Below are 13,834 nucleotides of genomic sequence, written 5' to 3' on the forward strand. Positions count from 1 at the left end.
GTCGGCCGCCACCCCCTTCGCGTCCGCGGGACCTACGCCGCGAGCTTCGTCAGCGCCGCGTCGATGCGGGTGAGCGTGCGCTCCTTGCCCAGGATTTCCAGGGACTCGAAGAGCGGCAGGCCCACCGTGCGGCCCGTGACCGCGACGCGGACCGGGGCCTGGGCCTTGCCGAGTTTGAGGCCGTGCTCCTCGCCCGCCGCCAGGACCGCGTTCTTCAGGGACTCGGCGCTCGACCAGTCCGCGTCCACCAGCTTCGCGCGGGCCGTGGTCAGCAGGGCGACCGGGTCGCCCTTCATCGCCTTCGTCCAGGACGCCTCGTCCTCGACCGGCTCGGGCAGGAACAGGAAGTCGACGTTGGCCGTGATGTCCGAGAGCACCGTCACGCGGGTCTGCGCGTACGGTGCGATCGCCTCGAAGGCCGCCTGGTCGAAGTCGTCCGGCGCCCAGTTGGCGTACGGGGCCCGCAGCCAGGGCGCGCAAGCCTCCATGAAGGTCTTCACGTCGAGCTGCCGGATGTGGTCGGCGTTGATCGCCTCGGCCTTCTTCAGGTCGAAGCGCGCCGGGTTGGCGTTGACGTCGGTGATCTCGAAGGCGCCGACCATCTCCTCGCGGGAGAAGACATCCTGGTCGGCGGAGAACGACCAGCCCAGCAGGGACAGGTAGTTGAGCAGCCCGTCGGGCAGGAAGCCGCGCTCGCGGTAGAGGTTGAGCGACGCCTGCGGGTCGCGCTTGGACAGCTTCTTGTTGCCCTCGCCCATCACGTACGGCAAGTGCCCGAACTGCGGCACGAAGTGGGCGACGCCCAGCCCCATCAGCGCCTGGTAGAGCGCGATCTGACGGGGTGTGGAGGAGAGCAGGTCCTCGCCGCGCAGGACGTGGGTGATCTCCATCAGCGCGTCGTCGACCGGGTTGACGAGGGTGTAGAGCGGCGCCCCGTTGGCACGGACGATGCCGTAGTCGGGCACGTTCTCCGGCGTGAAGGTCAGCTCGCCGCGGACCAGGTCGGTGAAGGTGATCGGCTCGTCGGGCATCCGGAAGCGGACGATGGAGGTACGGCCCTCCGCCTCGTACGCCGCCTTCTGCTCGGCGCTCAGGTCGCGGCAGTGGCCGTCGTACCCGGAGGGGCGGCCCGCGGCGCGCGCGGCGTCGCGGCGGGTCTCCAGCTCCTCGGTGGTGCAGTAGCAGTGGTACGCGTGGCCGGCGGCGAGCAGCTTGTCGGCGACGTCCCGGTAGATGTCCATCCGCTGCGACTGGCGGTACGGCGCGTGCGGGCCGCCCACCTCGGGGCCCTCGTCCCAGTCGAGGCCGAGCCAGCGCAGCGAGTCGAGGAGCTGCTCGTACGACTCCTCGGAGTCGCGCGCGGCGTCGGTGTCCTCGATGCGCAGGACCAGGGTGCCGCCGTGGTGACGGGCGAACGCCCAGTTGAAGAGGGCGGTGCGGACCAGGCCCACGTGGGGGTTGCCGGTCGGCGAGGGACAGAAACGTACGCGGACGGTCGCGTTAGCCACGCTTGATCACCTTGTTGGTGAGAGTGCCGATGCCTTCGATGGTGACGGCGACCTCGTCGCCGACGTTGAGGGGGCCGACCCCCGCGGGGGTGCCCGTGAGGATGACGTCGCCCGGGAGCAGCGTCATGGCCTCGGTGATGTGCACGACGAGGTCCTCGACGGAGCGGATCATGTCGCGGGTGCTGCCCAGTTGGCGCTGCTCGCCGTTGACGGTGCACTGGACGGCGAGGCCGTCGCTCACGGCGGCCAGATCGATGGAGGTCTCCACCCAGGGGCCGAGCGGGCAGGAGGTGTCGAAGCCCTTGGCACGGGCCCACTGGTTCTCGCTCTTCTGCGTGTCGCGCGCCGTCACGTCGTTCGCGCAGGTGAATCCGAGGATCACGTCCTTGACGCGCTCGCGCGGGACCTCGCGGCACATGCGGCCGATGACCACGGCCAGTTCGGCCTCGTAGTGAAGGTCCTGGGAGAACGAGGGGTACTCGACACCGTCGCCGGAGCCGATCACCGAGGTGGTCGGCTTGAAGAAGACGACCGGCGTCGCGGGCACCTCGTTGCCCAGCTCCGCCGCGTGCGCCGCGTAGTTGCGGCCGACGCCCACGACCTTGTTGGGAAGCACGGGCGGGAGCAGCCTGACCTTGCTCAGCGGGACCTTGGTGCCGGAGAGCTCGAAGTCGTTGTACGGAATGCCCTTGATGATGTCGAGGACGAGGCCGGCGGCCGTACCGCCGGTGCCGTCCTCCTCGACCGCGCCGAAGGCGACATTGCCGTCGATGGAGAATCTGGCGATGCGCACGGGAAGCTGTCGCCCCTCACTTTGCTGCTGGCTGGCTGACTGGAGACTGACGTCCCAGGCTAGCTTGGTGAGGGGCCGCGGCCGACGCGGTGCGGGGCCGCCGTGGGGCGTGCCCTACTGTGCGACAGGGGCGTCGATCAGCGTCGTACGGCGCGGGTTGGCCGTGCGGAGCGGCAGGTCGACGGAGTGCTCCGGCTGCGCGGGCGGGAGAAGCTCCCCGGCGTCGTCCAGGTTCGCCAGTGTGGTGCGGCGGGGGTTGGCGGTGTTGTGGAACATCTTCGTCATCTTCATCGGTTGTTCTCAGACCTTGTCGGGTACGGGTGCTCAGGAGCGCCGGTTGTCGAATGTGCCATCCATGTAAAGCGTCAGGCTAAACACGTGATTCCCTGCGAAAGCCTGGATGCCGCAACGATCACCATGTGAGTTTGCTCACGACGTGCCGGGCAATTCGCCCATCACGGACAGTGGTCGAGACCGGTGGAAACGGACATTGCACTATCGAAGCCTGCATTCCGCTCCTGATCATCAGGACTGGGGCACCCCCCGCCCACACGGGACTCGTTCCGGGAAGTCCGTTTCCTCCCTGAACACCTTCTACCGATCGTCACGCCGTACTCACAACGCGTCACCCAGGTCACAGCCCGGTACGCGGCCCTTGTTGGAGATCCGGCTCTGTGCTGGAATTCCACGCACCGCCGCGGGTTCTTCAGGACGGCGCGTAAGGGCGCGACGCGGCGCCGAGTGGCATGCGGGGAAGGGGAGCATCGCCGGTCACTCAACGACCACCTTGGAGCGCACTCTGTGCTCCACGACGCCGACACCGTTCCGCCGTTCTGCGGGGGGACGCCTGGTCCAGAGGTTGCGACGCTAGTGCAGGGACGTTTCAAGAGGGATAGCAGCGCTGCGGCGGAGCAGGAGCCCCGCGGCGGAACCGACCGCGGCTCCTCGCCCCAGCACACCCAGAACCCGGGCCAAGGTCCGGCCGGCGAGGGTGCTGACCGGGGTGCCCAGCCCGGTGCGGCGCCCGGTGGCGACGCCCCGAACGCCGCGCCCAAGGCGGCTTCCACCGACGCGGGTTCGCGAATAGCGCTGCGCAACTGGCGCATCAGTACCCGTCTGGTGGCACTGCTCACCCTGCCGGTGGTCGCGGCCACCACGCTGGGTGGACTGCGTATCAACGAGTCCCTGAACGACAGGCAGCAGCTGGAGCACATGCAGCTGTTGACCAAGATGACCAAGGAAGCGACCAGTCTCGCCGCCGCGCTCCAGGCGGAGCGCGACGAGTCGGCGGGTCCGCTCACCAACGGCGCGAACCCCAAGGACTTCAAGGTCCAGGACCGTCGCACCAAGACGGACCGGGCCAAGAGGGCCTTCCTCGGCGCCACCGTGGACATCGGGAACACCGACGGCGACCAGGCGCTGGAGTCGATCCGCGCCAACGTCAGCCAGATCGCGACCCAGGTCAACAAGATCCAGGAAATCCGCAAGGACGCGTACGACACTGACACCACGCACTCCCTGACGGTCGACGCCTACAGCGGTCTCATCGACTCGCTGCTGAGCCTCTCGCAGGACATGGCGCAGGCGACCAGCAACCCGGACATGATCAAGCGGACCCGCGCCCTGGCGGCCTTCTCCTCCGCCAAGGAGTACGCGTCGATCCAGCGCGCGATCATCGCCTCCGCGCTCCCCGCCGATCCCAGGGAGGCGGGCGATCTCAACGAGAACGACCGGCTCTACGGACTGGCGGCCGCCACCAAGGGCGCCAACGCCCTCGCCTCCTTCGACGCGTTGTACGAGTCGATGGGCGGCAACGCGGAGGAGCTGACGGCGCCGCTCAGCGGCAAGGGCAATCCCGAGATCAACGCCGCCGACGAGTACGCGCAGCGGGTCCTCGGCATCTCCGGCGGTCTGGAGGGGCGGCCGAAGCGCTCGTACCTGGACTGGACCGACCAGGCGTCCGCCAAGATCAACGCGATGAACATCATCGAGCAGACGCTGCTCGGTGAGATGGAGAACAAGGCGCGTCAGCTGCGCGAGAAGTCGCAGCAGGACGCGCTCATCAACGGTGCGCTGATCCTCGTCGTCCTCGGTGTCTCGCTGGTCGGCGCCTTCGTCGTCGCCCGCTCCATGATCCGCTCGCTGCGCCGCCTCCAGGAGACGGCCACCAAGGTCGCCCAGGACCGGCTGCCCGAGCTGGTCAAGCAGCTCTCCGAGGCCGACCCGCAGGACGTGGACACCTCCGTCGAGTCCGTCGGTGTGCACTCCAGGGACGAGATCGGCAAGGTCGCCGCGGCGTTCGACGACGTGCACCGCGAGGCGGTCCGACTGGCCGCCGAGCAGGCGCTGCTGCGAGGCAACGTCAACGCGATGTTCACCAACCTCTCGCGCCGCAGCCAGGGCCTGATCCAGCGTCAGCTGTCGTTGATCTCCGAGCTCGAGTCCCGTGAGGCCGACCCGGACCAGCTGTCCTCGCTGTTCAAGCTGGACCACCTCGCGACCCGTATGCGCCGTAACGGTGAGAACCTGCTGGTCCTCGCCGGTGAGGAGCCGGGCCGCCGCTGGACGCGCCCCGTCCCGCTGGTCGACGTGCTCCGTGCCGCGGCCTCCGAGGTGGAGCAGTACGAGCGGATCGAACTGGCCTCGGTGCCCACGACCGAGGTCGCCGGCCGCGTCGTCAACGACCTCGTGCACCTGCTCGCCGAACTTCTGGAGAACGCGACGTCGTTCTCCTCGCCGCAGACCAAGGTCCGTGTCACCGGTCACGCGCTGCCCGACGGGCGTGTGCTCGTCGAGATCCACGACACCGGCATCGGCCTCTCCCCCGAGGACCTGGCCGCGATCAACGAACGGCTCGCCTCGCCGCCCACCGTGGACGTCTCGGTGTCGCGCCGCATGGGTCTGTTCGTGGTCGGCCGGCTGTCCCTGCGCCACGGCATCAGGATCCAGCTGCGGCCCTCCGACTCCGGCGGCACCACCGCGCTGGTCATGCTGCCCGTCGATGTCGCCAACGGCGGCAAGAAGATGCCGCCGCGCCCCGGCGTCGGCGCGCAGAACGGTGCGGGCGGACAGTCGCCCGCCGGTCAGGGCGCCCTCGGTGGCGGCGGCCAGCAGTCCGGCATCGCCGCCGGGCTCGCGGGCGGCGCCGCCGGAGCCGGACGTCTCGCCACCCCGCCGTCGCGCGGCCAGGTCGGCGCCGGTACGGGGCCCCGCGCCGCGCTGCCGGCCAGGAACGGGATGCAGAGCGGTCTGCCCACCCGGCCGCAGTCCGGTCCGCCGCAGGATCAGCAGCGTCAGGGCGCCGGTCAGGGTTCGGGACAGCCGAGTCTGTTCGGTACGAGCCCTCGCGAACAGGCCGGCGCGGGCCGCCCGGGTCCCCCGGCGGGTCCCGGCGGGCCGCCGTCGGGCCCGGTGCCGCAGGCCGGAGGCCGGCTCGCCAGGCCCGGTCAGAGTCTGTCCAGCGGCCCGAACAGCCGTGGCCCCGGCAACCGCGACCGCAACGCCTTCCCGCAGGGTGCGAACGCCTCGGCCGGCGGACCCCCGCCGGTCGACCGCGGCCGTCAGCTGCCGCCGCCCGGCGGACCGCGCGCCGAGCTGCCCGGGGGCAACCCGCAACCGCCGCAGCGCCCGCAGCGTCCCGGCACCACCGCCGGGACCACCAGCTGGGGCAGCGAGCAGCAGCCCCCGCCGCAGCGGTTCGCGCCGGACGCCCCGCGCGGCCACGAGGAGCCGGAGAGCACCGGTCAGTTCGCGAGGCCGTCGGCCGGACAGGGCCAGGGGCCCGGCGCCACGGCCGAGTTCCCGCGTCCCGACTTCGACGGTCCGCGACCGGATCCGAACAACGGCGCCGGCAACAACGGCTTCGGGAACAACGGTCCCGGCAACAACGGCGGTGGCGGTAACGGATTCGGTGACACCGGCTCCCACCCGGTCCCCAACATCCCCAACGTTCCCAACTCGGGCGACATCAATGGCGGTTGGCAGGGTCAGGGGCAGGGCCAGGACCACGGGTCCACCGCCCAGTTCCCCCGCCCCGACTTCAACGCGCCCCGTCCCCCGGCGCCGGCTCCCGCGCCCGGCTCACCGAACCCCGACCTCTTCGGCCAGACCCCGCCGCCCGGACAGGGTCGTCCGGGCGCCGACCAGGGCCAGGGCCAAGGCCAGGGCTTCGGTCAGGGTCAGCAAAGCCAGGGCCGCCCCGGCTACGGCCAGAACGGCCCGAACGGTGCCGACTTCGGCGCACCGCGCCCGCCCGTCGGCGCGCTTCCCCAGCAGCCCCAGCCGGAGGCACTGCCCCCGGCCGGTCCCGGCGACGGCCGCACGCCGCTGTTCGACACGCTGGAGACGAACTGGTTCCACGGGCAGCAGAACGGCGGCCCGGCGCAGCCCGAGGCGCCCCAGGTGCCCGAGCAGCAGCAGCCGTATCCGCAACAGTCCCCGGACGGTCCCCCGGACCGACCGGTGTCCCCTCCTCCCCCGATGCCGCAACGGCAGCCGGCGAACGGCAACGCCAACGGCAACGGCGCCGTCACGTCCTCCTGGCGCACGTCACCCAATGACGAGCTGGTACGCCAGGCCGAGCGGGTCAAGAAGCCCGCCGCGGGCGGAATCACCACCTCAGGTCTGCCCCGTCGGGTCCCGCGTGCCAATCTGGTGCCCGGAACCGCGCAGGAGCAGAGCAACCAGACCGGTCCGCAGGTCTCGCGTGCGCCAGATGACGTACGCGGCCGGCTGACCAACCTTCGCCGGGGCATCCAGCAGGGTCGTCAGGCTGGCGGCCGTACCGCCGACAGCTCGACGACCGGCAGTTTCAACCTCGGCCCCTCTCACCAGCAGGAGCGTTAGTTGAGTCCGATGAGCCAGGCGGCGCAGAATCTGAACTGGTTGATCACCAACTTTGTGGACAACACCCCCGGGGTGTCCCACACAGTGGTCGTATCCGCCGACGGCCTGCTGCTGGCCATGTCCGAAGGCTTCCCGCGCGACCGAGCCGATCAACTCGCGGCCGTCGCCTCCGGGTTGACCTCGCTGACCGCGGGGGCGTCCCGGATCTTCGAGGGCGGTCCCGTCACCCAGACCGTGGTGGAGATGGACCGCGGGTTCCTCTTCCTCATGTCCGTGTCCGACGGTTCCTCACTGGCGGTGCTCGCACACCCCGACTGCGACATCGGCCTGGTGGGCTACGAGATGGCCCTCCTGGTAGACCGGGCGGGCACGGTCCTGACACCGGACCTGCGCGCCGAGCTCCAGGGGAGCCTGCTGCACTGAGGCTTCCAGGTACCGCCCACAGCGCCACCCACCGTCAGGCCGCCAACCGGCCCCACCCCGGCCCAGTCAGACGGCACGCAGACATCTTGCTGTCACGCCCGGAGGATTCATGACCCCGCCACCCGCCTCTCACGATCCGTACGGCGCCTCAGTCGACGCGTCCTACGGACTTGAGGGCGACCAGCCGTTGGTACGTCCGTACGCCATGACCGGCGGCCGGACCAGGCCGCGGTACCAGCTCGCCATCGAGGCGCTGGTCAGCACGACGGCCGATCCGGCGCATCTCGCCGGGCTGCTCCCGGAGCACCAGCGGATCTGCCATCTCTGCCGCGAGGTGAAGTCCGTCGCCGAGGTGTCGGCACTGTTGTCCATGCCGCTCGGTGTGGCGCGCATCCTCGTGGCCGACCTGGCCGAGGCCGGCATGGTGGCCATCCACCAGCCGGGTAACGGAGAGGCCGGCGGCACGCCGGATGTGACACTGCTCGAAAGGGTGCTCAGTGGACTTCGCAAGCTCTAGCGGCGGAGCGGCACGATCGACCACCTCCGCGAAGATCGTGGTGGCGGGCGGATTCGGCGTGGGCAAGACCACGTTCGTCGGCGCCGTCTCGGAGATCAACCCGCTGCGTACCGAAGCCGTCATGACCAGCGCCTCCGCCGGCATCGACGACCTCACCCACACCGGAGACAAGACCACCACCACCGTGGCCATGGACTTCGGCCGCATCACCCTCGACCAGGACCTGATCCTGTACCTGTTCGGCACCCCCGGACAGGACCGCTTCTGGTTCATGTGGGACGACCTCGTACGCGGCGCCATCGGCGCCGTCGTCCTCGTCGACACCCGCCGCCTCGCCGACTGCTTCCCCGCCGTCGACTACTTCGAAAACTCAGGACTCCCCTTCGTCATCGCCCTCAACGGCTTCGACGGACACCAGCCCTACACCCCCGAGGAAGTACGCGAGGCTCTGCAGATCGGCCCGGACGCTCCCATCATCACGACCGACGCCCGGCACCGCGCCGACGCCAAGAGCGGACTGATCACCCTCGTCGAACACGCACTCATGGCACGGCTCAAGTAGACGTATCCGTACGGCAGTTGCCGTAGTCGGGGCCGAGTGTGGGCTGTGTCTTTTGACATAGCCCACCTCGGTGTTCATAACGTTTGAGAAGAGAATTCGCGCCGTTCGGTCGCCCGCCGCGTTCGGCTGGTATCGCTGTGCTCACATCAACCTCGCCTTTTGGCGGGGCTCGTTCTTTATGCCCGTTTTATCTCCGGTATGGACCACTCGGAATGGCTGATTCCCACTGTTTGGAACGGGACCGCCTCACGTGCTGGAATTCGATGAACTCCCGAGTAGTACGGCCCTGAACGAAAAACGGCACAACGTAGGTGCCGACGCCGAGAGGTTGTTGGTCGAGTGAGGCGTAGCAAGACGAGCTCCGCGGAGCAGGCGGCGCGGGGTAACTTCACCCCGCCGCGGCGTACAGCGGCGCCGCCTGCGGATGCGCCCGGGAAGCCGCCGGTACCCGGCAGCACCAGCCGCCTGTCGCCGCGCAACTGGCGTGTGCCGACGCGGCTCAACGCGATCCTCCTGATACCCGTGCTCGTCGGCCTCGTCATGGGTGGTTTCCAGGTCAAGGGCTCCATCGACACCTGGCAGGAGGCGCAGGACGCGGAGCGGACCGCGCTCGTCGTCCGGGCGGCGTCCGAGTACGGCCAGGCGCTGCTCAACGAGCGCGACCTCACGGCCCAGCCCCTGCTGACGAACAAGCGCGACGACAAGGTCGTCGTGGACGCCAGGGCCACCACGGACGCCGCGAAGGCCGAGTTCGACCGCGCCGTCAAGTCCATGCCGCAGGACCAGGGCCTGGAGCGCCGGCTGCGTCTCTTCCGCGCCGAAGAGCCCAAGCTGGAGACGATCCGCAAGACGGCGTACACCGCGGGTGTCGAGACGCCCGACAAGACCGGCCGCAACGGCGGCCCGGTGGCGACCGAAGAGGGATACGTGCTGGTCCAGCACTCCCTCATGGAGTTCTCCAACGAACTGGGCCTCGGCACCGGCAACATCACCAGCTACGGCCGCACCGTCTACGCGATCCAGCTCTCCAAGGCCGCGTCGTCGCTCCAGCGCTCCATCGGTCTGCACCTGCTGGTGCGGCCGAGCGAGAAGCCGGCGGTCCGGGAGGGCCAGTCGATCGCGTTCTCCTCGTACGCCTACCTGGAGGACATCGCGGTCGCCGAGTACGTCTCCGGCGGCACGGACGCGGACACGGCCAAGCTCCAGAAGATCATGGGCGAGAAGACCGCCGAGGGCGCCAAGAAGCTCGCGACGGCCCGGCAGCAGGCCGCGGCGGCGGGTGAGAAGTTCATCGCCCCGCCGGCCGAGAACGGCTCGGTCGTCGACGGCATGGTCACCGCGATCGCCACCGGTGACAGCCCCTCCCAGCTGGAGGAGCGCGGCGTCACCCCGACCGCGTGGATGGCCGCGACCACCGCCAAGTTCGACGGCTACACGATCATCGAGAAGGACCTGGTCGACAACGCCGTCAGGGACGCCGCGGAGATCTCCGGCGGCGCCAGGAACGACGCGATCATCAACGGCGCGATCGTGCTGATCGCCCTGTTGGCCGCCTTCGTGCTGGCCGGGATGATGGCGCGGCAGATGAGCCGGGCCATGCGCCAGCTCCGTACGGCCGCTTTCGGCATAGCCGAGCAGCGGCTGCCGATGCTGGTCGACCAGCTCTCCCGTACCGAGCCCGGCCGCGTCGACACCCGCGTCCAGCCCATCCCGATCGACTCCAGGGACGAGATAGGCGAGGTCGCGCGCGCCTTCGACCAGGTGCACCGCGAGGCCGTCAGGCTCGCCGCCGAGCAGGCCATGCTCCGGGGCAACGTCAACGCGATCTTCACCAACCTGTCGCGGCGCAACCAGTCGTTGATCGAGGGCCAGCTGACCCTGATCACCGAACTGGAGAACAACGAGGCCGAGCCCGAGCAGCTGGAGAACCTCTTCAAGCTCGACCACCTCGCGACCCGTATGCGCCGCAACGGCGAGAACCTGCTGGTCCTCGCCGGTGAGGAGCCGGGCCGCCGCTGGAACCAGCCGGTGCCGCTGGTCGACGTGCTGCGCGCCGCCTCCTCCGAGGTGGAGAGTTACGAGCGCATCGAGCTGACCGGCGTGCCGGAGACCGACATCCACGGCCAGGCCGTGACCGACCTCGTGCATCTGCTCGCCGAGCTGCTGGAGAACGCCACGACGTTCTCGTCGCCGCAGACCAAGGTGCGGGTGACCGCGACGCGGCTGCCCGACGGCCGCGTGATGATCGAGATCCACGACAAGGGCATCGGCCTCACCGCCGAGGACTTCGCCGACATCAACCACAAACTGGCCAACCCCCCGACCGTGGACGCCGCGGTGTCCCAGCGCATGGGCCTGTTCGTGGTCGGCCGGCTGGCCGACCGGCACGGCGTACGGGTACAGCTGCGGCCCTCGGGCGAGCAGGCGGGCACCACGTCGCTGGTCATGCTCCCGGACGCGATCACCCATGGTGGCGGCGGCGAGCAGCCCCCGCCGGACGACTTCACGGTCTCCCAGATCATTCCGGAGCAGCAGGCCCCGGCGTTCGAGCCGGAGCAGCAGACCTTCTCCACGCCCATGCTGACGGCGGCCGAACTCGGCTTCGACGACTCCCGGTACGACGAAGGAGCGGGGGCCGGGGCGGCGAATCCGCGCAGTCTCGATCCGGTGAACCGTTCACTCAAGCGCGACGAGCGCCGCGCGGCACTGGGCGGTGGCAACGGCGCCGCCGCGGCCCTGCCCGGCGGTGAGCAGCCGCTCTACGGCGATCAGGTCGACGGGCAGTACCGCGAGGAGACCGACGGGCAGTACGCGCCGCAGCAGGCGTCGTACGAGCAGAACGGCTACCCCGCCCCCGAGGGCGGCGCCGAGGCCGGGCAGACGTACGGGGGCACGGGGTACGACGCGTACGCCACCCCGGACGGCTACCGGACGGGCGGCGACGGGTACCAGACGCCCGACGGATACCCGGAGCAGCAGGATCCGCTCGGCGGCACGTATACGGAAGGGGCCTACGAGGCTCCCCGGCCGGACGGGGCGGGCTACGACAACCTCTTCGCTCCCCAGGCCGACCAGGGTGGCTGGAGTGGCCAGGGTGGCTACCAGGGCGGGTACGACGCGGCGCGCCGGCCCGAATCGGAATCGTCCGACGGCGCTGCGGCGGGCACCCGGGAACGCGTAGAATTCGAACGTCCGGGGCCCTCCCCGAGCGCCAGCCACGCACTGACCGGAGCGGGGCTGCCGCGCCGTGGCAGCACGTCGCAGCCTCCGAAGCCGGAGTCGTGGCAGTCCACCGGTGGGGACGACGGACAGCGGAACGGACACGACAGCGGTCAGGCCGATCTCTTCGGCCGGACCTCCCCGTCGGCCGCCCCGCCGGAGGAGCCGGCGGGGGCTGCCGACCAGCAGGCGGAGTCCCCCGAGGCAGAGCGGACGAACGAGAGCGGCGAGACATACGCACCGACAGCCCCGCAGCCGCAGAACGGGCAGAGTGAGGCGAACGGCCCCGACGACTGGCGTTCGACGAACGACGACCGCTGGCAGCGGGCCGAGAAGCTCAAGGAGCCCAAGGCCGGCGGGATCACTCCGTCGGGGCTCCCCCGGCGCGTTCCCAAGGCCAACCTGATCGAGGGAACCGCGGAGTCGACGCCGCAGAACGGCCCCCAGGTCTCGCGCGCGCCGGAGGATGTACGTGGCAGGCTGAGCAACCTGCGGCGCGGCGTCCAGCGGGGCCGTAACGCGGGGGCGGGCAACGCGGGGAACACGGGAGCGGCGGGGACGGACACGAACGGACCGGGTCGAGGCCCGGGCAGTACCTACAACCAGGAGCGTTAGTGTGAGCCCGATGAGCCAGGCGGCGCAGAATCTGAACTGGTTGATCACCAACTTCGTGGACCACACCCCCGGGGTGTCCCACACGGTGGTGGTCTCCGCCGACGGACTCCTGCTGGCCATGTCCGAGGGCTTCCCGCGGGACCGCGCCGACCAACTGGCCGCCGTCGCCTCCGGGTTGACCTCGCTGACCGCCGGGGCCTCCCGGATCTTCGAGGGCGGTGCCGTCACCCAGACCGTGGTGGAGATGGACCGCGGGTTCCTCTTCCTCATGTCCATCTCCGACGGCTCCTCGCTGGCCGTCCTCGCGCACCCCGAGGCCGACATCGGCCTGGTGGGCTACGAAATGGCTCTGCTCGTCGACCGGGCGGGGACGGTGCTGACACCGGACCTGCGCGCCGAACTCCAGGGAAGTCTTCTCAACTAACAGACAGACAGTGCGTTTCGCGCCATCGCACCATAGGGTTCGGTGGCGCGACTCCACAGAACAGTTACCGGCGACCGGAGTCGGAGGAGGAAACGGTGGCAACACCCCCAGGCGGACATCCTTACGAGGGTGGCCGACAGGTCCCGGGTGAGCATGCCCGGAACCACTTCGACTCCCCCTCCGCGCCAGGCAGGAACGGCGGTCAGGGCGGGCAGTGGGACGGCGGCGGACAGCCGTATCATCCACAGCAGCAGCAGCCGTACCAGCAGCCTCAACAGCCGTACGGACAGCAGCAGTCGTACGGTCAGGGTCCGCAACAGCCGTACGGTCAGCAGCCGTCGTACGGCCAGGGGCAGGGCCAGGGACAGCAGCAGCCGTACGGACAACAGCCCTCGTACGGTCAGCAGCCGCCCCGTATCCAGCCGGTACAGCCGAGGCGCCATCAGGAGCCGGAGCACGCCGCGCACAACCCGTTGGTACGTCCGTACGCCATGACCGGCGGCCGGACCAGGCCGCGGTACCAGCTCGCCATCGAGGCACTGGTCAGCACGACGGCCGATCCGTCCCGGCTGCAAGGGCAGTTGCCCGAGCACCAGCGGATCTGCCGGCTCTGTTTCGAGATCAAATCGGTCGCCGAGATTTCGGCACTGCTCTCCATCCCCCTGGGCGTCGCCCGGATCCTCGTAGCCGACCTGGCGGAGGCCGGACTTGTCGCCATTCATCAACCCGGCGGCGACGAGACCGCCGGGGGCCAACCAGATGTGACACTGCTCGAAAGGGTGCTCAGTGGACTTCGCAAGCTCTAGCGGCGGTGCAGCCCGCTCAACCACCAGCGCGAAGATCGTGGTGGCGGGCGGATTCGGCGTGGGCAAGACCACGTTCGTCGGCGCCGTCTCGGAGATCAACCCGCTGCGTACCGAAGCCGTCA

General features: G+C 69.9%; 10 protein-coding genes and 1 pseudogene. 8 read left to right on the forward strand and 3 right to left on the reverse strand.

What is annotated here, in order from left to right:
* Positions 1-32: 32 nt before the first annotated feature.
* From gltX to ACFUN8_RS33775, 3 genes are all read right to left on the reverse strand, one after another.
* The gene (gene gltX, locus ACFUN8_RS33765) at positions 33-1,508 is read right to left on the reverse strand and encodes a glutamate--tRNA ligase (RefSeq protein ID WP_383646232.1); all 1,476 of its coding nucleotides are present in this window, start codon (positions 1,506-1,508) and stop codon (positions 33-35) included.
* On the reverse strand, positions 1,501-2,301 hold the full coding sequence (locus ACFUN8_RS33770) for a fumarylacetoacetate hydrolase family protein (RefSeq protein ID WP_383646234.1): 801 nt from the start codon (positions 2,299-2,301) through the stop codon (positions 1,501-1,503). Before ACFUN8_RS33770 ends, gltX begins: the two co-directional genes overlap by 8 nt.
* A 114-nt stretch (positions 2,302-2,415) precedes the next feature.
* Entirely contained in the window at positions 2,416-2,592 is a 177-nt protein-coding gene (locus tag ACFUN8_RS33775; protein ID WP_383646237.1) for a hypothetical protein, read from the reverse strand.
* A 579-nt stretch (positions 2,593-3,171) separates the two neighbouring features.
* On the opposite strand from ACFUN8_RS33775, the gene ACFUN8_RS33780 reads away from it, so the two are divergent.
* The 8 genes and pseudogenes from ACFUN8_RS33780 to ACFUN8_RS33815 all read left to right on the forward strand — a co-directional run.
* Positions 3,172-7,146 carry a nitrate- and nitrite sensing domain-containing protein gene (locus tag ACFUN8_RS33780; RefSeq protein ID WP_383646240.1) on the forward strand — a complete coding sequence of 1,325 codons (3,975 nt, stop codon included), beginning with the start codon at positions 3,172-3,174 and terminating at the stop codon, positions 7,144-7,146.
* Between the two features lie 9 nt (positions 7,147-7,155).
* Positions 7,156-7,569 carry a roadblock/LC7 domain-containing protein gene (locus tag ACFUN8_RS33785; RefSeq protein ID WP_023538416.1) on the forward strand — a complete coding sequence of 138 codons (414 nt, stop codon included), beginning with the start codon at positions 7,156-7,158 and terminating at the stop codon, positions 7,567-7,569.
* A gap of 109 nt (positions 7,570-7,678) precedes the next feature.
* Positions 7,679-8,086: a DUF742 domain-containing protein gene (locus tag ACFUN8_RS33790; RefSeq protein ID WP_023538417.1), complete on the forward strand. Its 408-nt coding sequence runs from the start codon at positions 7,679-7,681 to the stop codon at positions 8,084-8,086.
* The gene (locus ACFUN8_RS33795; RefSeq protein WP_078074889.1) at positions 8,067-8,648 is read left to right on the forward strand and encodes an ATP/GTP-binding protein; all 582 of its coding nucleotides are present in this window, start codon (positions 8,067-8,069) and stop codon (positions 8,646-8,648) included. Before ACFUN8_RS33790 ends, ACFUN8_RS33795 begins: the two co-directional genes overlap by 20 nt.
* A gap of 339 nt (positions 8,649-8,987) precedes the next feature.
* On the forward strand, positions 8,988-12,482 hold the full coding sequence (locus ACFUN8_RS33800) for a nitrate- and nitrite sensing domain-containing protein (protein WP_383646244.1): 3,495 nt from the start codon (positions 8,988-8,990) through the stop codon (positions 12,480-12,482).
* Positions 12,483-12,492: 10 nt separating this feature from the next.
* Positions 12,493-12,906, forward strand: coding sequence for a roadblock/LC7 domain-containing protein (locus ACFUN8_RS33805; protein WP_078079450.1), 414 nt, complete (start codon positions 12,493-12,495; stop codon positions 12,904-12,906).
* Positions 12,907-13,001: 95 nt separating this feature from the next.
* Entirely contained in the window at positions 13,002-13,712 is a 711-nt protein-coding gene (locus ACFUN8_RS33810) for a DUF742 domain-containing protein (protein ID WP_383646247.1), read from the forward strand.
* A pseudogene (locus ACFUN8_RS33815) lies at positions 13,693-13,834 on the forward strand (ATP/GTP-binding protein); the annotation flags it as partial. The gene ACFUN8_RS33810 and the pseudogene ACFUN8_RS33815, both read left to right, overlap by 20 nt.

The organism is Streptomyces sp. NPDC057307 (assembly GCF_042667665.1).
Lineage (GTDB): Bacteria > Actinomycetota > Actinomycetes > Streptomycetales > Streptomycetaceae > Streptomyces.